Here is a 22,146-nt window from a genome sequence, read left to right on the forward strand (position 1 = left end):
ATGTGTCGATGCGCAGCAAGCTGTTCGTGCCATGCTCGCGTCCCGAATTTTTCGGCAAGGCGCTGGCGAGCGCAGCGGACGCGCTTTCCTTCGACCTCGAGGATTCGGTTCCCGCGGACGGCAAGGCCGCGGCGCGCGAGCGGCTCGCCGCGTTCCTCGGCAGCGACGCGATGCGCCAGACCGCCAAGCAGATCATCGTCCGGGTCAATGATCCTGCCGGCCCCGATTTCGCCGCCGATGTCGAAGCGTTGCGGGATCGCCGCATCGGCATGATCAACCTTCCCAAGCTCGAAGAGGCGGCAACCGTGATCGCCGCGGCCAACAGGATCACGGCCGCCCTTGACCGCCCGGTCGACCTCCTCGTGAATATCGAAACCCCCCGCGCGCTGATCCGTGCGGCCGAAATCGCGGGCGCCCACCCGCACGTCGCGGGGCTTCAGGTCGGCCTCAACGATCTCTTCGCCACGCTCGGCGCCGATCGCCACGATCCGCGCAACGTCCATGCCGCGCTGTGGCAGATCCGGCTCGGCGCGGCCGGAGCCGGCGTCTTCGCCTGTGACGGCGCCTGGCCCGATCTGCAGGACGAAGCCGGGTTTCGCGGCGAAGCGGAGATGGCGCGCGCGCTGGGCTATCTGGGCAAAAGCTGCATTCATCCCAGCCAGATCGCCGCCGCCAACACGATATTCGGGCTGGACCGCGATCTCGAAGCCGCGCGACGGCTGGTCGCTGCAGCGCGCGCGGCCGCCCTGGAGGGGCGCGGCGCCTTCCTGTTCGAAGGACGAATGGTCGACCGGCCGATGATCGCACAGGCCGAAGCCCTGCTCGCTGGCATGGGAGACGATGCGTGACCGCGCGCTTCATGTCCTGGCCGCTCGCCTTGTTCCTGCTGATGCTGTGCCTCACCCCGGCCGCGGCACGATCGGGCCCGCCGGTGTCGAGCAAGGTGACCGCGCTGCCCGCGTTGCGCGACGCCGGGGAAACTGCCCGGCTGGTCGGCATCGACCAGCGGCCCGTCGTGCTGAACCCGCGCGGCGCATTCCGGTTGGCGACCGACAAACGCAGCTGGAAGGCCCTGCGCGCGGACGCGCTCATCGGCCTGGGGACGATCCACGCAGTCGCCAGCGATGGAAACCGCGCCGTGCTGATCGCCGGCCGCGACGGCGTCGCCGAGCGGATCGTCCGGCTCGGCATCGTGGATGACGGCCTCACCACCCTCTCCCTGCCGCCATTGCCCGAGCCGCTGCGCGCGGTGCAGCCGGCGATCGCGGGCGATACCCTGTGGGTGGCCGGGCTCGGTCCCGATGGCGGGGCACGGCTGTTCAAGCATTCCTTGTCCGCGTCCGCCCCCTGGACCGCGCAGCCCGCCTGGCCCGGCGGTGCACCCGCCGCGCTCGGTGCACAGAACAAGGGCGTGTTCGCCACGCTCGTGAACGGCGAGCAATGGCGCTGGTTTCCCGACAAGGGCTGGCGCGCCGGGGCAAAGGCACCTGCGACGATCGTGCCCGGATCGGCCCGCGCGATCGGCCAGGCCTATCTCCTCTATCTCGGTACCGACGCGGACGGCGCGACGCGGCTCTACAGCTACAGCGCGATCACCGATGCATGGGCCGCGCTCGGCCCGCCGCAGTCCGTCGCGCCGCGCGTTGCAGTCAGCTATGGCGACGGACTACTGGCCGCGCGAAACGGCGCGAACGGACTCGAATTCACCGCGATCGAACTGGTCAGCGAGCGCCAGTCGCTGGCGCTGCTCGATTGGCTGATCATCGGCGTCTACATGTTCGGGATGCTGGGCGTCGGTTTCTATTTCTACCGCGGCGCCAAGAACGGATCGTCCAGCGAATTCTTCCTCGGCAGCCGCGCGATCCCGGCCTGGGCGGCGGGGATCAGCATGTTCGCGGGCAGCATCAGCTCGATCAGCTATCTCGCAATCCCCGCCAAGGCGTACGAGACCAACTGGCAGTACATCATGTCGAAGATATCGACGATCGCCGGCCTGATCTTCGTCGCGATCCTCATCGTGCCGCTGTTCCGCCGGCTCGACCTGGTGTCGGTGTTCAACTATCTCGAAACCCGCTTCCACCCCTCGATCCGGTTGCTGTCGAGCGCATTGTGGATGCTGATGCAGATCGGCGGGCGGATGGGGATCGTCCTGTTCCTGCCGGCAATGGCGATCGGCACGATCACCGACACCAACATCGTCGCCTGCATCATCATCGTCGGCATCTTCACGATCGTCTATACCGCGCTCGGCGGGATGAAGGCGGTGGTGTGGACCGACGTGTTCCAGGTGATGGTGCTGACCGGCGGCGCCTGTTTCGCGATCGGTTTCATCGTCTATCAGCTCGGGCTGATGTCGGTTATCGAGACCGCGCGGACGTTCGAGAAGACCGACATGGTCAATCTGAGCTTCGACGTCACCCAGCCGACTCTCTGGGGCTTCTTGATCCTTGTGCTGTTCGACGTGGTGCTCACCTTCCCCAAGGATCAGGTGCTGATGCAGCGGGTGCTCGCAACCCCGTCGGAAAAGGAAGCGAGCCGGTCGGTCTGGGTGTTCGCGGTCGTGCTGCTGCCCAGCGCCTTCATGTTCTACATCATCGGCACCGTGCTGTTCGCTTATTATCGGGAGAATCCCGCGCAGCTGAACCCGATGCTGCCGATCGACGCGGTGTTTCCCGCCTTCATCGGAACCGAACTGCCGGTCGGCGTCACCGGTCTCATCATCGCCGGCCTGTTCGCCGCGGCGATGGGCACGCTGTCGGGCATCATCAACTCGGTCGCAACCCTGCTCTCGGTCGATTTCTACGGCAAGTTCCGCAATCCGACGCAGGCGCAGACGGTCCGCTTCGCCGAATGGATGAGCGTGGTCGTCGGCCTGATCGGCATCGGCATCGCGATCATCCTGTCGCGGATGGACATTCATTCGCTGCTCGACCTCACCATCGAGCTGTTCGGCCTGCTCGGCGGCAGCTGCGCGGGTGCCTACACGCTCGGCATGTTCACGCGCCGGGCAAACTGGCAGGGGGTGGCGATCGGCATCATCGCGGCGTCGCTGCTGACGCTGGTGGTGTGGATCCTCGGGCTGATCCACCCTTATTGGTATCTCGCGCTCGCGATCATGGCGTCGATCGTCATCGGCTACCTCGCGAGCCTGCTCTTTCCGCCGCCCCGCCATTCGCTGCAAGGCCTGACGATCTACGACAGAGGGCGTAAGAAGACGACGGACGCCTGACGGGAGAGCGATACCATCGACATCAACTTCCTGCGCACCTTCGTGGCAGTCGTCGAGCACGGATCGATGGCGGCGGCGTCGCGCGCGCTGACGCTCAGTCCGTCGGCGGTCGCACAGCAGCTGCACGCGCTCGAGCGCGAACTCGGCGCGCCGCTGATCGTGCGCGTCGGACGCACCGTGCGGATGACCGAGCAGGGCGACCGCATCCTGGCGCAGGCCCGGCAGCTGCTGCGCGACGCCGCCGACCTGCGCAGCCTCGCCCGCGACGGCGACCTGAGCGGCGAATTGCGGCTGGGCGCCTGCACCACCCCGCTGATCGGCATGCTGCCCGGGATCCTGGCGCGGGTCAGCGCGAAGTTTCCGCAGATCAACGTCTACATTCAATCGAGCAACTCGGCCCAGCTCTATGCCGAGGTGGAGGCCGGGAACCTCGACGCGGCCTTTGTGCTCGAAGCGCCGCACGCCTTGCCCAAGACCTGCGAGTGGCGCGTGCTGCGCGAAGAACCGCTGGTGGTGCTCGCGCCGCGCGCGATGGCCGACCGCGACCCGCTCGCCCTGCTGCGTGAGGAACCACTGATCCGCTACGACCGCAACCAATGGGGCGGGCGGCGTGCCGACGAATATCTGCGCGCGCGCGGCATCGTTCCGCGCGAGCGGTTCGAGCTCAACGCGCTCAACGCGATCGCGGTGATGGTCGATCGCGGCCTTGGAGTGTCGCTCGTCCCCGACTGGATGGCGCCCTGGCCCGAGGGATTGACCCTGGGTCGCCTTCCACTGCCCGGCGCCCCGATCGGCCGTCGTATCGGCGTCGCCTGGTCGCGCGCCACGGTGCGTCTGCGCCTGGTGGAGGTATTGCTGGACGAGATCGGCAACGAACGACCGCTATCGGGGTCCTAGCTGGAGCGTCGGGTAACTGAGACGAAGGCGCGTAGCCGCCAAGGACGCGGCACCCACCGACAGGCGGCTCTCGACCCAATAGCCGCCTGTCGGTGACAGAATCGAAGAGCCGTCCAAGTGCCGCGGATCGCCGGCTCCCGATCTCAGAAGCCAAGCGCGACCGAGAGGATGATGCGGTTCGATTCGCCTCCGCTTTGCAGCAGGCCTTCATAATCGAGGCCCAGCTTCAGGCGGTCGCCGACCAGCACGTCGAGCCCGCCTCCGATCAGCACCCGGTCGCGCGCGAGCGTCAGACCCTCGAACGCATAGGTCGGGCCGCCAGCCCAGTCGGCATAGCTCAGAAGCGCGCGGGTGGAGCCTTCGAAGTCGTGGCTGTACTCGACCCGGAAGCGCGGCACGACGAAGCCGAAACGCGCCGGGATACGATAGTCTCCGCGCAAGCTCGCCACCCCCGTCAGCGTGTCTGCGGTCTGGAGCTCATAGTGCAGGTCATAGGGTCCTGCGCCATGCTCGGTGAAGGCGGCGAGCGTTGACCGCGTCACCTCGATCCGACCATAGGGCACGAGGTGCAGCGCACCGTTGCGATAGTCGTAGCCGGCGGTGAGCGAGCCGAACCATTGATGGCCGTCGCGCTCGCCGCGGGCGAGGACGTTCAGCGGCACGACGTAGCGCTGGCTGCGGAAGCTCAATCCCCCATAGCCAGCGAGACCGTCGACAAAGAGCCCGCCGCCGGGATGGAAGCTGGCATAGAGCGTGCCGCTGTAGCTTTCCGCCCGGCTGCGCGTGGCCTCCTCGCCGATCCGCGAGTCGTCATGCGCATAGCCGACCGCCGCGCCCGCCACGAACCGCTCGCTGAAGCGATAGTCGAGGCCGAGCGAGATCCCGTCGGTGGTGAAGTGATAGCCGGCGCTATAGTCGTTGGGATCGCGCTGCCCCCAGTTGATCGAACCCGAGGTCCAGATCCCGACCGGCGCGGGCGCATCGCCCCCCCCGGGCGCGGCGCTGCGTCCATCTGCGGCAGCCGCGGGGGAACCGGGAAATGCGCCGCCGGGACCCTGCGGATTTGCGTTGCGCGGATCGAGTTCGGCGCCGCCAGCCGCCAGATTGTCGGGCCGATAGCGACCGCCTGGACCGACCATCCGGACATTGTTGGTGAAGCCGCTTTCGCCACCGCCGTCGTGCAGCCGCTCGAGCCGGCGGTTGACGTTCGACGTCTGAGCGCTGGCGAAGCGGCGCGCGGCGCTGACCTGGGCGTTGATCAGCCCGGTGACGTCGGGATCGCGCGTGGGGTCGGGGCGTGCCTCGACCGTGATCGTCACCGTACCCGGCGCCGAAGTCGCATAGGCATTGGTGAGCGTGTAGAGGACCGTCACGACGCCGCTGAAGCTGCCTGCGGGTTGGAAGCGCAGCGTGAACTGGCCACCGCTGCTGACGATGTTGGCGGTGCCCGAGGATGCCGGCGACACGGACACGGTCGCGGCGCCGGTGAACGGCCCCCCGCTCGCGCCGTCGGTCAGCACGACGCTGGCGGTCTGGCCGGCGAGGATCGTGGCCGCCTTGGGCGGTGCGGTGATCGGCGCCGGATTGACCGTGACGCTGACCGTAGCGGGAGCGGAGGTGCCCCCGCCATTGGCGAGCGTATAGGTGAAGCTGTCGGCCCCAGCATAGGTCGCGTTCGCGGTATAGACGATGTTGGTGCCGGACACGGTGGCGGTGCCGTGCGCTGGAGGGGTCGCAATCGCGACGCCGGTGATCGGCGCACCGGTCGATCCGGCGAGCGCATTGATCGTGACGCTCTGCCCGCCGAGGACGGTAGCCGATTGCGGGGCCGCGGTCGGCGCCGTCTCGCCGATCGTCAATAAATAGGCTGTGCTGCCGGTAAAGCCGTGTGCATCGGTCGCGGTGACGGTGAAGCTGAACGCACCGGGCGCGGTCGGCGTACCCGAGATCACGCCGGCCGCGGAAAGACTGAGGCCCGGCGGCAGCGCGCCACTGCCGAGGCTGAAGCTATAGGGCGCAGTGCCGCCGCTCGCCGCGAGCGACTGGCTATAGGCACTCAGCGTCGCGCCATCGGGCAGGCTGGCCGGCGTCACGGCTATGGCCGGCGCCGTGACGGCGACGCTATAGGCCTGGGTGACGCTGAAACCGTGGGCGTCGGTCGCGGTAACGCTGAAACTGTAATTCCCCGGCGTGATCGGCGTGCCCGCGAGCATGCCGCTGCTGGTCAACGCGACGCCGATCGGCATGCTGCCGCCGGCAAGACTGAAGCTGTAAGGTCCAGTTCCCCCGCTCGCGGTGAAGGTCTGGACGTAGGGGGTATAGGCAGTGACGGCAGGTAACGCGCCCGCGGCGGGTAACAATGTGATCGTCGGTGCGACCACGGTGAGGCTGTAATTGTTGGTGGTGTTGAACCCGTTCGCATCCGTCGCCCGGATGCTGAAATTATAGGTGCCTGCCGTGGTCGGCGTGCCCGAGAAGTTTCCGCTGCTCGACAGCGACATCCCCACCGGCAGCGCGCCCGCGGGCAGGCTGAAGCTGTAAGGCCCGCTCCCCCCGCTCGCGCTGAAGGTCTGGACGTAAGGCACCGAAGCGGTCGCCCCGGGCAGCGCGCCGGCCGGCGGCGACAGCACGATCGTCGGCACGACCACGGTGAGGCTGTAATTGTTGGTGGTGTTGAACCCGTTCGCATCCGTCGCCCGGATGCTGAAATTGTACGTGCCCGCTGTGGTCGGCGTGCCCGAGAAGTTTCCTGTGCTCGACAGCGACATCCCCACCGGCAGCGCGCCCGCGGGCAGGCTGAAGCTGTAGGGCCCGGCTCCCCCGCTCGCGCTGAAGGTCTGGCTGTAAGGCACCGAAGCGGTCGCCCCGGGCAGCGCGCCGGCCGGCGGCGACAGCACGATCGTCGGCGCGACCACGGTGAGGCTGTAATTGTTGGTGGTGTTGAACCCGTTCGCATCCGTCGCCCGGATGCTGAAATTGTAGGTGCCCGGCGTGGTCGGCGTGCCCGAGAAGTTTCCGCTGCTCGAGAACGCCATCCCCACCGGCAGCGCGCCCGCCGGCAGGCTGAAGCTGTAAGGCCCGGTTCCTCCGCTCGCGCTGAAGGTCTGGCTGTAAGGCACCGAAGCGGTCGCCCCGGGCAGCGCGCCGGCCGGCGGCGACAGCACGATCGTCGGCGCGAGCACGGTGATGGTATAGGCTTGCGTTCCAATAGCGCCCAGCGAATCCGTCGCCCTGATGGTAACGTTGAACGTCCCCGTCGCTATCGGCGTGCCCGAGATCGTGCCGCCGGACGAAAGCGCCAGGCCCGGCGGCAGCGTGCCCGCCGTCATGGAATAGTTGTAAGGCGCGGTCCCGCCGCTGGCGGTCAATGTGGTGCTGTATGCGGAGCCGACAACTCCGCCGGGGAGCACGGCCGGAGCGATCGTGACCTGCGCCTGTGCGCTTGCCGGCGCCAGCAGCAGGATCAGCCCAAACAGCGCCGCCACGAGAATCTGCACCGAACGGGCCGTGAAGCCGGGATAGGATCGAGTCACCGCCGCCCCCTCTCTCGTCCCCCGCAATTTTCCCCGGAATACGGGTCGAAATTGCTGGAACGGGATCTACGTCAGCCGGCCTTCCCTGCCGGTTGTCTCGCATACGCGGTAACAGGCCAATCGAACCACCGGAGATGCCAAGACATGCCTCGGCCCCTGCGCTTCGCATTGGCAGACGATTGACTGTCTTTCCTAAACCAGTTTGTAAAGTGCGCGCAGGTGAAGAACTGCGTGTAGACCCGATTAACTCTCGGGAAATCCATCGGCCCCATCAGGTCCGGATTGCTCCCGGCAGGGCTTGCCTGATCCAGGGAGAGGCCTGCTCATAGGCATGACCGACTTGCAGCACGGCCAAATCGGCATGAGTCGGGCCGATGATCTGCATGCCCATCGGCAGCTTGTGCGGGCCGCCGAACCCGGCTGGCACGGACAGCGCCGGCAGGCCTGCCATGGTCACTGGCAAGGTCACTTCCATCCACCGGTGATAGCTGTCCATCTTGCGGCCCGCGATGGCTGTCGGCCAGTGCAGTTCGGTATCGAACGGGAAAACCTGCGCGCTCGGCAGCACGAGGAAGTCAAACGTCGCGAACGCCTTGCGGAAGGCCTCGTAGATGCGCGTGCGGCCCATCTGCGCCTGCGTGATCTGGATCGCGCTGAGCTTGCGGTAGCCCTCGACCTCCCACAGCGCCTCCGGCTTCATCTGCGCGCGTTTGGCGGGATCGTCGGCGAAGCCGATCAGATCGGCGCCGACCGACCAGTGCCGCAGCGTCACCGCGGTGCGCCACATCGCCTCGGCCGGCTCGTCGAGCGCCGCGGCGTCGACGCTCATCCCGATCGCCCGGAATGCCGCCAGCGCCTTCTCGCAAGTGTCGAGCAGGCCGGGCTCCACCGGCAGCGCGCCGCGAAGGTCCCCGAGCCAGCCGATCCGCTTGCCCTTCCACTCGCGATCGAGCGGCTGAGCGAACACCGCCGGATCGTCCTTGAGCGAGAAGGGCGCACGGGGATCCGATCCCGCCTGGACCGATAGCAGCAGCGCCGCGTCGCGCACCGTGCGCGCCATCGGGCCGGAGGTGGCGAAGGTCTGGCCGAACACGTCGCTCGACGGCGCCGACGGCACGCGCCCGAACGAGGGGCGGAAGCCGAACACGTTGTTCCACGCCGCGGGGTTGCGCAGCGATCCGCCGAAGTCGCTTCCATCGGCCAGCGGCATCATCCGCAGCGCCAACGCCACCGCGGAACCGCCCGAACTGCCGCCGGCCGACTTGCGCGAATCATAGGCGTTGCGCGTCACGCCGAAGATCGGGTTGAAGCTGTGCGATCCCAGCGCGAACTCCGGCACATTGGTCTTGCCGGTGAAGATCGCCCCCGCCACCCGCATCCGCCCCACCACCAGCGAGTCCGCCGCCGCGATATTGTCGCGCAGCAGTGGCGATCCCTGGGTATGCGCAATGCCCTTTGCGGGAGCTGTGTCCTTCACCGCATGGGGGAAACCGTGCAACGCGCCGCGGAAGCGACCCTTCGCCGCGTCCTCATCCTGCGCCGCGGCCTCGCGCAGCAATTGGTCGCCGTCGACGCGCGAGACGATGGCGTTGAACTTCGGGTTGAGCGCATCGACCCGCGCCAGATGCGCCGCCATGACCTCGCGGCTCGATATGTCGCGCCGGCGGATCGCCGCCGCCAGATCGAGCGCCGTCATCGCGAGGATGTCGCTCCCCGGCATGGCGCGCACCGGGCCTGCTGCGGCCTGGTTCGCGATCGCTGCCGGAGCGGCCGCGAGCAGGGTGCGCCGTGTCATCTTCATTTCGCCGATCCTCCGGTGTCGGGTCGTGCCTTTGCGAACCAGCGATCCGGCAGCGCCCGCTTGCGCGGCCATTCCTCGCTCAGCGTCGCCGCATCATAGATACGCCCGTTCTTCATTACCTTGTCGATCGCCGCGGCATTCTCGATCCGCTCCAGCGGATTGGCGCTCAGGATCAGGATGTCGGCGTACTTGCCCGGCTCGATACTGCCGATCTGGCCCTTGCGGCCGATCGCCTCGGCGCTGTCGAGCGTCGCAGCGCGCAATACCTCATGCGGGGTCGCGCCGCCCTCGGCATAGGCACGCATCTCGTAGTGATAGCCGAGGCCCTGGATCACCGCGTGGCTGCCCATGCCGATCAGCCCGCCGGCCTTACGGATGCGCAGGGCGTCCGTGGCGAACGAGGCCGAGCTGCGGTCAATCGGCGGCACCCAGACGCGGTTGCGCATCTTGCTCTCGATGATCCCCTGAGGGACGAAGCGCGCGAGCTTGGCGTCCTTGTCGATCTCGCCCGCGATCACCTGGTCGTCATACGGCGCGAACCCGCCATAGAGCACGCCGAAGGTCGGGGTGTAACCGATCCGCGACGAGGCATAGAGCTTCACCACGTCCTCGCGCAGCGGGGTGATCGGCAGATTATGCTCGTTGCCCGCCATGCCGTCGATGGCGTGGGTGAGGTTGAGGTTGAAGTCGCTGGCGCCCTCGGTCGTCGCCATCATCCCCATCTTGCGGGAGGCTTCGGCCACCAGCTTGCGCTGCGTCCGGTTGCCGACGAGATAGGCCTTGAGATTGTGGGTGCGGTAATAGTCGCGATAGCGCGTCAGCACTGCCTCCGCCTCTCCGGCCGAATTGATCTCGCTGTTCACGAAGATGCCCGGCCCGGTCGAGAAGGCGCGCGGGCCCAGCATGATCCCGGCGTCGATCATGTCCTGATAGCCGAACACGTCGATCGTGAAGGGCTGGACATCGAGGCCGCTGGTCACGCCATAGGCGAGGTTGGCGAGGAGGCTCCAATGGTTCGCCTCCAGCACCTGGCGCGGCAGCTCGAACCAGTGCGCATGCGTGTCGACGAAGCCGGGCGTCAGATATTTGCCGGTGACGTCGATGAGGGTCGCGCCTGCCGGGATATTGACCTCACCCGTCCTGCCGACTGCGGCGATGCGGTTGTCGGTAACCACCACGTCGGCGCCGGCGATCGTTTCGTCGCCGCGCATCGTGATCGCGGTGCCGCCGCGCAGCACCACCGTTCCCTGCGGCAGGTCACGCGGAAGCTCAACCACCGCCTCGACCTTCGCCGCCTGCTTCTCCGCGACGCCCTTCGAAAGGCCCGCGGCCAGCCCGGCGTCGATCGTCCGCACGGCCGCGCCGAGCGACCACATCACCGTCCTTCCATCGCGCGACCAGTCGATATAGTCGGCGCCGATATCGGTCAGCCGCACCCCGAACACCACGGGCTTGGTCAACTCCAGCGCCTGCGGATCGGCCGAGAAGGACGGCGGTACGTCGAGCAGCCACGCCTGCGACGCCGCCTTGACCAGCATCCGCGTCCCGTCGGGACTCAGCCGGATGTCCTCGGGCGGGGTCTGGATGTTGTTGAAATAGCGATTGGAGTTGGGCACGCGCAGGTCGAACACGCGCCGCAGCATGCCGCTCTGCACCGCCACCGCCTCCACCGACGGGCCGCTCACATAGCGCAACCATTCGCCCTCGGCGTCGAACGACAGCGACTTGATCCCCGACTTGCTGGCGATCACCCGGCCCTCGCCGCCTGCAAGCGGCAGCAGCACGATATCGGTCGGCCGGCTCGCTTGCAGATCGGAGGCCGACTGCAGCCGCTCGATGCTGGTCGCGCGCAGCACCGCGACCGAGCGCCCATCCGGCGACACGGTCGGTTCGCTGTAATAGGCCGCCGCCTGCGACAGCCGCCGCGGCTTGCCGCCCGCCGCCGGGATCGCCCATAGCGCGCCGCCGCCGTCACCCTCGCCGCTCCACGTCACATAGACGAGCGTGCGCCCGTCCCGCGACCAGGCCGGCTGGAACGCCATCCCGTCCACACCCGCCACCACGCGCGGCACGCCGCCCGCGCGATCCTGCACATAGAGCCTGCCGAGCGCGGCGAAGGCGATGCGCGATCCGTCCGGCGACAGCCGCGGCGCCTGGATCACGCGGACCCGCACCGGCCCGGTCTCGTCGGGCACCTCGACACGCGTGTTCGCGCGCACCGCGAGATCGACCGGCGCGGTGAACGGCACCGGGGAGCGCGCCCCGTCGGCCACGCGGATGCGCGTCAGCTTGCCACCGATCGCGGTCAACACCTCCCTGTCGCCGGGCAGGAACGCCACGCGCGGGACCAGGTCGTTGTAATAGCCGCCCATCTGGCTGTCCGGATCGACCGGAAAGCTCAGCCAGCGATCGGCACCGCTCTCCAGGTCGCGAATGCGCAATCCGGTCCGCGCGCCCGAGCGGCTGGCATAGACGATGCGCTTGCCGTCACGCGAGAGCGCCGGCCGCATCGCCGCGCCGGGCGAGGTGATGATTCGGTCCTCGATCCCGGTCGCCAGCGTGCGTCGCACGATCTCCCAGTGCGGGAGCACCTTGTCCGACCACAGACCGCCGGTCTTGCGCGCATAATAGAGGTACTTGCCGTCGGGCGACGCCGCCGCGCCCATTGCATTGATGCGGTCGGCATTGCCCTCGGTCCCGGTCGGCCGCGCCTGCGTGACCTTGACCCCCGATCCGCCGCGCGGATCATAGGCGAAGAGCTCGAACGCGAGGATGTTGTGGATCGTGCGCGAGACATAGACGAAACGCCCGTCGGGGGACCAGGCGGGCGAGGTGTAGATCGCCGGATCGGTATCGCCCGACAGCTTGCGCGCATTGCTGCCGTCGGCATTCGCCACCCACAGGTTGGCCGCGCCCGACCTGTCGGAGACGAACGCGATCTGCTTGCCGTCGGGCGAGAAGACCGGCTGCGTCTCGAACGCGTCGCCCGCCAGCAGCGGCCGCGCCGCGCCGCCCGCGCCGTCGACCGCATAGATGTCGCCGAGCAGGTCGAACAGGATCGTCCGTCCGTCCGGCGAGATGTCGGGCGCCATCCATGTCGCCTCGCGCGCTTCGAACCGCAGCCGTTCGGCCGGTGGCTGCTGGAGTTGCGCCATGCTGGGGGCGGCGGCAAACGCCACTGCCCCCAGCATGGCCGCACGAACGAGCGAACGGCGCCCCTGCATTCCCGCTCCCCTTACAGCCGGATGCGTGCGCCGACCGTCACGAACCGCCCCACGGTATCGTAGAAGGGCGAGAACAGCGAGGCGATCGGCGGGTCCTTGTCGAACAGGTTCGACACGTTGGCATAGATGTCGAACTCGCGCCCATCGGCCTTGAGCGTTTTGCTCAGCTGCAGGTCGACATAGGTATAGGCCGGCACCCGGTTGTTGGTGATGTTCTGGTTCCGGTTGTAATAGCCCGGCGCGATGTAGCGCGCGCGCACGATCGCGTTGAAGCCGTTGTCGGCATAGCCGATGCTGCCGTTGATCCGCCAGTCGGGCATGCCGGTGACGAAGGCGTAGCTGGTATTCTTGACATACTCGATCTTGGCTAGCCCGTCGTCGATGCTCAGGCTGTTCACCCAGGTGCCGACCAGGCGGAAGTTGAGCCTGCGCATGGGATCGCCGCCCAGCGAGGTCGTGTAGGCGATCTCGCCATCGACGCCGTTGGTGTTGTAGCGCTGAAGGTTCACCGAGTTCGACTGCACGCGGAGGAGATTGCCACCGGCATCGCGGAAGACGCGTGCGCACAGTTCCTGATTGCCGCCGCGACAGCGGTTGACCAGGTCCTGCGCGCCGACCGACGCGATCACCCCGTTGATCGTGATGTCGAAATAGTCGAGCGACGCGGTCAGTCCACGCAGTGGCGAGGTGGTGACGCCTGCGGTCCAGGTATCGGCCTCCTCCGGCAGCAGGTCCGGGTTGCCGCCGCCATGGATCAGCACGTTGACCGTCGAGCTGACGTTGGTGACCGGGTTCACGTCGACGATGTTGACGTAGCTGATCGTCTGCGTGCTGTAGAGCTCGCTCAGGCTGGGCGCGCGGATGTCGCGCGAACGAGTCACGCGGCCGATCACGCCGGGCACGAACTCGTTGGTCGCGCCGAGCTTCCATGACCAGATGCCGCCGCTGTTGCGATAGTCGGAATAGCGCACCGCGCCGTTGAATTCGAGCTTGTGAAAGAAGGGCACGTCGTTGAGCAGCGGGATCACCACCTCGCCGAACGCCTCCTTGACCGAATCCTTGCCGGCCAGCGAGCCGAACTGGAAGGTGGTGAAGGTGTTCGCACGATCGAGCGCGCCGGCGACCGAATTGACGGACTCCCAACGCCCCTCGACGCCGACCGCGACCGACACCGGCCCTGCCCATAGCTCGAACGGTTCGCCGCGCAGGCTGACGCCGAACGTATCGAGCTTGGTGGTCGAGCGCGAGGACGGCGTGCCGGTGACATAGGCGATCGCCGCCGCCGATGGCGCGCCATAGCCGAACAGGTTGAGCGGCACGCAATCGGTGGACGGATTGGTCAGCGCAATCCGGCAAACCGGCGTTCCGCCCGGCCCGATCACCGCATCCACCGCGTTGGCGAACTCGGCGGTCTTGCGGAAGCCCGGCGTGTCGATGTTGTTCTGATACTCGCCATGGCTGTAGTAGAGACCGTAGCGCCACTTGCCGCCGCCGAAGCTGCCGTCGAGTGCGATCGTGCCCTGATAAGCCTCGCGCTCCAGATCGATCGTCGTGTAGGAAAGGTCGGAGTTGAACCGGCCCATGTTGAAGCTGGTCTGGCCGGCAGCATCGAGCAGCGCCCCGATCTCGGGCCGCAGGAAGGCGTTGTCGCGTCTGATCGTGATGTTGCCGCGGTTGTGGTCGCCGAACCAGGTATAGTTGCCCCAGTAACGCGAATAGCGGCCTTCAAGCGTCAGCTTCGCGTTGTCGAAGACCTCGTAGGACAGGTTGATCAGCCCCGCGATGCGCTTCTGCGGCGTCGCGAGCGGACTGTAATTGTCGTCCGATGGGGATTCCCCGCCGATCATGCTGCTCACGCCGGTGGTGGGGTTTTCGACACCGACCTTGACGCCAAGTACCGGCGTGCGCAGCGACCCGTCCGGGTTGAACCCCTTGTCCTTGAGCACCCCCGACGTGATGATCCCGCCGATAAACGCGTTTCCGTAACCGACATCCGGGGTCAGCGTGGACACGCCGTTCTGCGTGACGAGCACCCAGCGCCCGGTATTGGGCCGGGCGGTCTTGGTCATCAGGCCGTCATTCTGCAGATATTCGCCGCCGATCATGAAATGACCGCGGCCATCTGCGAAATCGGTACCGAACGCCGCTTCCAGCCGGCGCTGCCCGGCATCGCCATATTCGGTCGAGATGCCCGCTTCCGCGCCCAGCCGGAAGCCGTTCAGGTCATGATCGAGCAGGATGTTGACCACGCCCGCGACCGCGCCCGAGCCCCAGGCCGCCGACGCGCCGCCGGTGACGATGTCGACATTCTTGACCAGGACCGAGGGGATCGTGCTCAGATCATTGTCGCTGGCGAAGCGGCGCCCGTCGAGCAGCACCAGCGTGCGCGCCGCGCCGAGGCCGCGCAGATCGACCGGCATCCGGCCCGCCTGCGCATTGGTGCCGGAGGTCTGCGGCGACTGGCCCGCCTTGAACTGCGGCAGGTCGGCCAGCGCCGCGCCGACATTCGCGCGGCTCGCGACGCCGAGTTCCGCCGCGCTGACGCGCGTGAGCGGGGTCGGCGATTCGAAGCCGGGCCGGTCGATGCGCGAGCCGGAGATTACGATCTCGGCTTCGCGCTCCTCCGCATCGGCGCCGCGTTCTCCGGCCGCCGGGACCGTTTCCTGGGCGCGCGCCGGCGAAGGCTGGGTGGACACCGCCGACAGGACAGGCTCGGCCTTGTGGATCACCAACACCCGTCCCGCGCGGCGTACGCTGAGGCCGGTGCCACGCAACAGGATCGAGAGACCGCCATCGACGCTGTGCGTTCCCTGCAATGGCACGCTCCGCATGCCGCGCACGATGGCGCCGTTGAACGAGACTTGCTGTCGCGATGTCTGGGCGAACTGACGCAGCGCCGACGCCAGATCCTGCGCCGGTATATTGAAGCTATAGGTCTGCACCTGCGCCGCCGCTGCGGCCGGTACCGCCAGCACGATCGCCGCCGCCGAACATGCCGTCGCCTTGAAGCTTCGCGCCATGATCATCGTAATGTCTCCCTGAACCGGCGCTTTTTTGGCGCTTGAAGGAGTAAGACGCGCCACCTGCGAAACGCCGCCCGGGCCAATTTGAAAAAAATATATGGGCCAGCCTCTGCGTAACTTTATTGCGGACCGATCGTCACGACCTCGCGCTGGCGGATGACGCGGACTGGCAGCGTCTGCTCGATGCCGGTCACGAAGGCCTCGACGTCACCGGTGTTGAAAACGCCGTTCACGCGCAGCCGTCCGACCGCTCCCTTGAGCTCCACGCGCTGCGCCGAGTAACGGTTGACGCGGCCGATCGCGAGGCTCAGCGGCTCCTCGTCGAAGACCAGCTGCCCGCCCTCCCAGGACAGCGAGCGCACCGGATCGGCCCTGGCGAGCTGCACTTGCGACTGGCCCGACATGCCGACGACCAGCTCGCGACCCGGCGTCAGCACGGATTCCTCGCCGCCTTTCATGGGCAGTACTTCGGCAGCAGCTTCGCCCCCCACCGGTCGATCGAGCACCACGACCCGTCCCTCGTACAGGATCACGCGCAGCTTGCCGTTGATCATCTCCACGCTGAACGACGTGCCCGTCGCCACCACCAGCTTGTCGCCCACGCGTACGCTGAACGGTTTCAACGGATCCTTGGCGACATCGAACTTCGCCCGGCCCGATATCAGGTGGAGCTCACGCCGATCGCCCTGCATTCGCACATCGACCTCGGTCGCGGCATCCAGCGAGGCACGCGAGCCGTCGTCGAGCATCACGACGCGGCGCTCGCCGACACCCGTCCGGTAGATGTCCGGTGAGGTCTGCCACCACCATGCCGTTCCGCCGATGGCGAGCAGCAGCGCCGCCGCCGCGGCCACTACCCGGCCCGTTACCGCCCGCCGCGCCCAGCGCCATTGGTTGCGCCGCCGGAACGTGGCGAGCGCGCGCTCGCGCAGATCGACCAGTTCGGGCGAAGCCGCCGCCTCGCCGACCTGCCGCCACAGCTTGCTCGACCGCTCGAACGCGGCGAGATTGTCGGGGCTCCCCTCGAGCCACGCGTCGAACGCGCTCTGCCGCTCCTCCGGCAGCGGCCCCTCCGCCAATTCCAGGCACCAGGACGCCGCGGCTTCGAGCCGCTCGGGCGAAAGTTCGCGCGGACTCAAATCGAGTCTCCCAGCCGCGCCGCCAACCGCGCCATAGCCCTGGTCAAGTGCTTCTCGACCGTGCGCACCGTGATCCCGAACCCCTCCGCGATCACGTCCTTGCTCATATATTCGAGGCGGTACAGGACGAAGATCGCCGACGTCGTCGGGTCGAGCTCGTCCAGCGCCGCGCGCAATGCCGCCATCGAGCTGCGAGCGGCGGTCACGCGAAACGGATCGATCAACTCGATGGCCTCGCCGTCGATCTGCCCCAGCGTCTCGCGATAGTTGCGCCGCACCTGCTGCCGCCGCGCCCGATCGCGGAGCAGGTTCGCGGCGACCTGGAACAGATAGGCGCTGCCCGAGCGCAACGCCATGTCGGGCTGCGCGGCGATGCGCGAGAAGACTTCCTGCGTCAGGTCTTCGGCCTCGGCGTGATCGTGAACCCGGCGCAGGAAGAACGCCATCAGCGCGGGACGGAATTCCCGGCTGAGCTCCACGACATCCTTTCCATATGCAGCGCCCACGCGGCCTCACATCGCTATCTGACCGCTATTAGACGCGCGACACCGATTTCTCCGCCCTCTTTTTCAATTCGCGTAGCCGCCTGGTCGTCCGCGACCCGATCGGAGCCTCGTAAACGTCATTTTCCTTGCCTGGCCTGCGCCCGCTCCCGTTCCAGGTCGAGAAGCCACTGCTCGGCCGTCGTGGGACCCGCTGCGTCGAAATGGATGTGATCGGCCATCCACTCGCGAATCTGGAGGAAGTATCGGGAACCATTCGGCAAGCCCAGTTCCTTGGCCTTTGCCGCCATCGCCGCTTCCTGTGCGGGCGTCGGCTTCGGTCGTGCCGGTTTGTAGAGAAGCACATCCCAACCTTCTCCTCCGGCATGCAGGAACAGCTGGGTCGGCGGCTGTCCACCGGCCATGCTGACCTTGTCCCATTCGGCCATGCTGCGGATGAAGTCCTCAGTCTTGCCGGGCGCAAGGCGGAACATTTCGAACACCGGCGTGGTCATCTCGACCTTGGCGGCGGGCGCCGCGGCTCCCGGACACAGCAGAACCGCGGCTGCGGCCAGAGCCAGCTTGGTGAACCGGGACCTAGTTGTCATTCGGGCCTCCTGCCTTGGCTTCCAGATCATGGGCCTGACGATCGACGGGCGCGGCGGCGCGCAGCGCGATCACCGCCAGATAAGCTAAGGTCGCCAAGACCGTCGCGTCGATCATCGGTACGGTCGTGAGCGTCAGCCCCTCACGCTCCAGGATCAATGCAGCCGCGATCGAACCGATCCAGGTAAGCACGGCGGGCCAGCGTATCCACGGCAGCGCCTTGAGCGTCTCAGCGGCATCCCGGTCGCGGAACGTGACCAGCGTGTCGATCACGTAGATCGCGGCGATCGGCGGGATCAGGACGCCGAGAAACAGCAGGAAAGGCACGAAGGAATCGATGATTCCCATCACCGCGAAGCTGCCTCCTATCGCCCCGCCGATGCAGATGAATATCCATTCGCGCACCTTGGGAAAGGTCGCGCTCATCGACAAGCTGGCCGAATAGAGATTTGCGGCGTTGATCGTCCAGATCGACAGGATGAGGATCAGCAATACCGGCAGCCCGAAGCCCAGCTTCGTCACCAGCTTCATGATATCGGTTTCCCCCGTCGCCAGCGCAGGCAACGCCGCGGCGACCAGCAGCAGCGGCGTCGCGACCGGGAAGGACAGCACCATCGACGACACCGCCCCGCGTACCGAGCGGATGTAGCGAGACAGGTCCGGCATCGCCGCCACCGTCAGCATGTTGCCGCCCACGATCGCGGAGAGCGCGATGCCGAAGCTCATCGGCTCGGGCGGGTTGGCGGAGGGCGCCAGCACCAGTCCGTATCTCCGTACCGCGAGGATCGCGACGGTGGCGAGGATCACGCCGAGAAGCGGCACGGCGACGAGCGCCAGCCGGTCGAGCGCGCGAAACCCGAAGATGGTCGAGACGATCATCAGCGCGCTGCCTGCGATCACGAAGGCGGTGAAGTCCCCGGGTATCGCATAGCCTTGCGCCACCAGCGCGACGATCGCCCCGGCGAAGAAGGAGACGTTCACTCCGAACCAGCAATAATGGACGATCGCGACGACGATATTGACCAGGGCCGCGCCCCAGCGCCCGAACGAGCGCTGGATCAGCAAATAGGTGGTGAGCCGCGTCCGCACCGCGACCCAGGCTGTGAGGCAAGCCCCGCCGCACAGGATCAGCCCGGCCAGCAGTGCCGCCTGTGCCGCGGACCAGAAACCCAGGGCGAGACCGGTCTGCGCGCCATTGAGAAAACCGGGCAGCGCGATGTTGAAACTCGCGACGATCAACGCGACACGCCACCCTGAGACGGTCAGATGCTCCGGGAGCGGCGCGCTTGCATATTCCCCACCCGGTGCGCCTGCGCTCATCCCTTGTCCCACCCGTTCAATGCTTCGATCGGGCGATATACGTCGCCGAACCCGAATGCCGCCGGCCCGACGAACGCCAGCGCCCGCGCCTCGCGTAGCACGGCAGGCGCGGCGGCGCCGACGACCTTTACCCGCTGACCATATTTCAACCGCTCGGTCGTGATCGAGTCCGCGGTCTCGAGGTCCATGATGGTGATGAGATCGGGCACCAGCGCGCGAATTTCGCCATCGCGCCGTGCGATCAAATTCTCGTTCTGGAACTCGAGGTCCATCCGACCGGTCCCCCCGAATCCCTCGATCGCCACACGTCCGACCGAGAAGCCGCCGGTCGTCTCGCGCTCGAGATCGACGATCTTGCCATCGAACAGCCCGCCCGCGAACGGGTAGAGTCCTGATACTGCCAGCGCCGCGTAGAGCGCTTCGAACGGATCGTCGCCATTCTCCCGCGCAAGCCGGATCGCGGCGCCCGCTGCTATTGCCGCCGAGACACTCCCCCCGATCGCGTGCGCCTTGGCCTGCGCACCGGTCAGCGGATATTCGACCATGTGCGCAATCCCGCCCAGCGCCACCGACAGCGCTCGCGCCACCCGCTCATGCGTGAGATTGTCGTCGGTCTCGATCACGTTGAGCGATCCGCAAGCGGCGGTCAGCACCGAGGGACAGGCCGACAGGCCATGGATATTGAAGATGGCCATCTGCGATTCCGGGAAGGCCCGCCCCATCCCGTCGGCATCGACCACCGGCACGCCGAGCCGCGCCGCGCTCATCAGCGGTGCGAGTCCGTTGCCCCCGCCGATCTCGATCGGCAGCACCGCGTTGATCCTTCGCCCCAGTTCCTTCTCCAGACGCCGCAGCCCGGCCAATGCCTCGTGCCCGCTCGGCAGCTTCTCGACCGACACGGTAGGAGCACCGATCCAGCCGCAGGGCACGACCAGCGCATCGTCGGCAAGGGCGTCGAGCGGCACGAGTTCGAACGTCTCGCCGCGCGCCAGTGCCGCCTCGCCCAGCAGCAGGCTGTAATAGGGATCACCTCCGCCGCCCGACCCGAGAACGGCGGCGCCGCGAGCGAGATCGGCGAGCGCAGTACGATCAATGCGCATGCTGGGCCAGCGCCGACGGGTTGGAAACGGCATCGCCGCGCGGTTCGGCGGCAAGATCGCCGACGGCGCGTACGCGCAACTGCGCGGCGCGGCCCGGTAGGTAGCTCAGGAACACTTCATCCACTTCCACGATCTGAATGGTCCTGGGATCACCGCCCGCCGCCACAACGCGCGCAGTCACGTCGGCGCGCATTTTCTCGATCGCGACGGCGCGGGGCGTGTGATCGTAAGCGACGATCTGCTCCGCCTGCGCCCCCACTTGCGCGATCGCGGCGCCTACTGCGTTGGCGACGGCAGCATGGGGCGGACGGACCACCCGTGCAGCCCCCTTCAGCGTATCGGCGACCAGGAAACTTCCGCCTCCCACCGCAAGGATGGTCACGTCGCCGCGGGTGGTCTTCATCCGGTCCACGCCGTCCTCCAGCATCGCCTGGAACCGGTCCCATAGCGTGGCGATCGTCGCCGGACTCATCGCGGGCAACCTTCCGCGATCGCCGAACGCCGCCTTTCCCGCCGCGACCGCGACGTCGCTCGTGGTCAACGTGTTGCCGCCGAACAGCATCGCCTCCTCGAGAATGCGGTATCCGACCGAGTCGGGCCCGACTCTGAACAAGTCACCAGCGAGCGTTCGCGCCCCATAGAGCTCCGGATCGAGATGCACGCACGTCCCGCCGCCAAGGCCGATGGCGAGGATGTCGGGCATGCGGAAATTGGTCCGCACTCCGCCGATATCGACCGCGATCGCGGACTCCCGCGGGAAGCCGTTGGCGAGCACGCCGATGTCGGTCGTTGTCCCGCCCACATCCATCACCATTGCATCCTGCACTCCGGTCAGGAATGCTGCGCCGCGCATCGAATTGGTCGGGCCGGACCCGATCGTCAGCACCGGATGCGTCGCCGCATCCGTTGCGGAGATCAGCGTTCCGTCGTTTTGCGAGATGTATAGCGGTGCCGCGATGCCGAGATCGCGCAGCGCCCGCTCGAACGAACCGACCACCGAAGCTGCCAGCGGCGAGAGCGCCGCATTGAGGATCGCGGCATTCTCACGCTCGATGAAGCCGATCCGGCCGATCGCGTTGGATCGCGTCACGATCGCATCCGGATGCACCTCCCGGACGATCGCGGCCGCTCGCTCCTCCATCGTCGCGTTGACCGGCGCGAAGGCACTGGTGACCGCCACCGCCTTGATACCCCGCGTTTTCAGCGCCTCGGCGGCCGCGCGCACCCGCGCCGCGTCGAACGGGGCGATCTCGCGGCCGTCGACCTCGTATCCGCCCGGCAGCAGGAATATCGCACCATTCACGCACGCCGCCAGGTCCGCCGGCCAGCCGGTCAAAGGCGGCAGCGCCTCGCCAGACGGGCTGGCAAGCCGCAGGACGCCTACCGGCTCCAGCCGCTTGCGCTCGACCAGCGCGTTGGTGAAATGAGTGGTGCCGACCATCACCGATCGCACCGCCTGCGCAACGACCCCGCCCTGCGTTAGCACGGCGGCGATGGCGGCGGCGACGCCCGATCCGACATCCGCGGTGGTCGGCTGCTTGGTCGAGGCGAGGATCGCGCTCCCGTCCATCAGCACGGCATCGGTGTTCGTCCCGCCCACATCGACACCAATCCGCACACAAAGCTCCCGGCCTGCTCAATTCGCGTCTTGAGGGTGCGGAGCCAAGCCCTTGTCCGCAACGCGTAAAACGGGTGCCGGGCCCTGCCGAACGGGTAACGGGAGACGGTTTCCGGGTAATCATCAAACCGCCGCTTGAGCGACATGATCGCGTAACATACCCTCTCCGGGCAC

Annotated in this window: 13 protein-coding genes; 3 read left to right on the forward strand and 10 right to left on the reverse strand. The window is 67.3% G+C overall.

Features of this window, described 5'->3' with window-relative positions:
* Window positions 1-8 precede the first annotated feature (8 nt).
* Genes ACO227_RS16970 through ACO227_RS16980 form a run of 3 tightly spaced genes read left to right on the forward strand, consistent with a single transcriptional unit; the run spans window position 9 to window position 4,126 of the window.
* Window positions 9-848 (forward strand): HpcH/HpaI aldolase/citrate lyase family protein, encoded by an 840-nt coding sequence (locus ACO227_RS16970; protein WP_423603357.1) that lies wholly within the window; start codon window positions 9-11, stop codon window positions 846-848.
* Entirely contained in the window at window positions 845-3,229 is a 2,385-nt protein-coding gene (locus ACO227_RS16975) for a sodium:solute symporter (RefSeq protein ID WP_423603359.1), read from the forward strand. Before ACO227_RS16970 ends, ACO227_RS16975 begins: the two co-directional genes overlap by 4 nt.
* Before the next feature lie 42 nt (window positions 3,230-3,271).
* Window positions 3,272-4,126: a LysR family transcriptional regulator gene (locus ACO227_RS16980; RefSeq protein WP_423603361.1), complete on the forward strand. Its 855-nt coding sequence runs from the start codon at window positions 3,272-3,274 to the stop codon at window positions 4,124-4,126.
* Window positions 4,127-4,269: 143 nt separating this feature from the next.
* Here ACO227_RS16980 and ACO227_RS16985 read toward each other — a convergent pair whose 3' ends face one another.
* The 10 genes from ACO227_RS16985 to ACO227_RS17030 all read right to left on the reverse strand — a co-directional run bounded on the left by ACO227_RS16985 (window position 4,270) and on the right by ACO227_RS17030 (window position 21,972).
* Window positions 4,270-7,659 (reverse strand): putative Ig domain-containing protein, encoded by a 3,390-nt coding sequence (locus ACO227_RS16985; protein WP_423603363.1) that lies wholly within the window; start codon window positions 7,657-7,659, stop codon window positions 4,270-4,272.
* Between the two features lie 271 nt (window positions 7,660-7,930).
* A complete protein-coding gene (locus tag ACO227_RS16990; protein ID WP_423603365.1) occupies window positions 7,931-9,460 on the reverse strand; it encodes an amidase in 1,530 nt (509 codons plus the stop codon).
* Window positions 9,457-12,615 (reverse strand): amidohydrolase family protein, encoded by a 3,159-nt coding sequence (locus ACO227_RS16995; protein ID WP_423603367.1) that lies wholly within the window; start codon window positions 12,613-12,615, stop codon window positions 9,457-9,459. Before ACO227_RS16995 ends, ACO227_RS16990 begins: the two co-directional genes overlap by 4 nt.
* 80 nt (window positions 12,616-12,695) lie before the next feature.
* Window positions 12,696-15,710, reverse strand: coding sequence for a TonB-dependent receptor (locus tag ACO227_RS17000; protein WP_423603369.1), 3,015 nt, complete (start codon window positions 15,708-15,710; stop codon window positions 12,696-12,698).
* Between the two features lie 116 nt (window positions 15,711-15,826).
* Window positions 15,827-16,846, reverse strand: a complete 1,020-nt coding sequence (locus tag ACO227_RS17005) for a FecR family protein (protein WP_423603371.1) — start codon at window positions 16,844-16,846, stop codon at window positions 15,827-15,829.
* Window positions 16,843-17,325, reverse strand: a complete 483-nt coding sequence (locus ACO227_RS17010) for an RNA polymerase sigma factor (protein ID WP_423603373.1) — start codon at window positions 17,323-17,325, stop codon at window positions 16,843-16,845. The genes ACO227_RS17005 and ACO227_RS17010 overlap by 4 nt, the downstream gene beginning before the upstream one ends.
* A gap of 143 nt (window positions 17,326-17,468) precedes the next feature.
* Window positions 17,469-17,936: a hypothetical protein gene (locus tag ACO227_RS17015; RefSeq protein ID WP_423603375.1), complete on the reverse strand. Its 468-nt coding sequence runs from the start codon at window positions 17,934-17,936 to the stop codon at window positions 17,469-17,471.
* On the reverse strand, window positions 17,926-19,254 hold the full coding sequence (locus ACO227_RS17020) for a cytosine permease (protein ID WP_423603377.1): 1,329 nt from the start codon (window positions 19,252-19,254) through the stop codon (window positions 17,926-17,928). The genes ACO227_RS17015 and ACO227_RS17020 overlap by 11 nt, the downstream gene beginning before the upstream one ends.
* A complete protein-coding gene (locus tag ACO227_RS17025; protein WP_423603379.1) occupies window positions 19,251-20,354 on the reverse strand; it encodes a DUF917 domain-containing protein in 1,104 nt (367 codons plus the stop codon). Before ACO227_RS17025 ends, ACO227_RS17020 begins: the two co-directional genes overlap by 4 nt.
* Entirely contained in the window at window positions 20,344-21,972 is a 1,629-nt protein-coding gene (locus ACO227_RS17030; RefSeq protein WP_423603381.1) for a hydantoinase/oxoprolinase N-terminal domain-containing protein, read from the reverse strand. Before ACO227_RS17030 ends, ACO227_RS17025 begins: the two co-directional genes overlap by 11 nt.
* Window positions 21,973-22,146: the final 174 nt, after the last annotated feature.

The sequence above is a fragment of the Sphingomonas sp. MS122 genome (genome assembly GCF_049532975.1).
Lineage (GTDB): Bacteria > Pseudomonadota > Alphaproteobacteria > Sphingomonadales > Sphingomonadaceae > Sphingomonas.

Coding starts and splice junctions, on each gene's coding strand:
- ACO227_RS17015 (WP_423603375.1), bottom strand. CDS start 17,936: ATGACAACTAGGTCCCGGTTCACCAAGCTGGCTCTGGCCGCAGCCGCG.
- ACO227_RS16995 (WP_423603367.1), bottom strand. CDS start 12,615: ATGGCGCAACTCCAGCAGCCACCGGCCGAACGGCTGCGGTTCGAAGCG.
- ACO227_RS17025 (WP_423603379.1), bottom strand. CDS start 20,354: ATGCGCATTGATCGTACTGCGCTCGCCGATCTCGCTCGCGGCGCCGCC.
- ACO227_RS17020 (WP_423603377.1), bottom strand. CDS start 19,254: ATGAGCGCAGGCGCACCGGGTGGGGAATATGCAAGCGCGCCGCTCCCG.
- ACO227_RS16970 (WP_423603357.1), top strand. CDS start 9: ATGCGCAGCAAGCTGTTCGTGCCATGCTCGCGTCCCGAATTTTTCGGC.
- ACO227_RS17000 (WP_423603369.1), bottom strand. CDS start 15,710: ATGATCATGGCGCGAAGCTTCAAGGCGACGGCATGTTCGGCGGCGGCG.
- ACO227_RS16990 (WP_423603365.1), bottom strand. CDS start 9,460: ATGAAGATGACACGGCGCACCCTGCTCGCGGCCGCTCCGGCAGCGATC.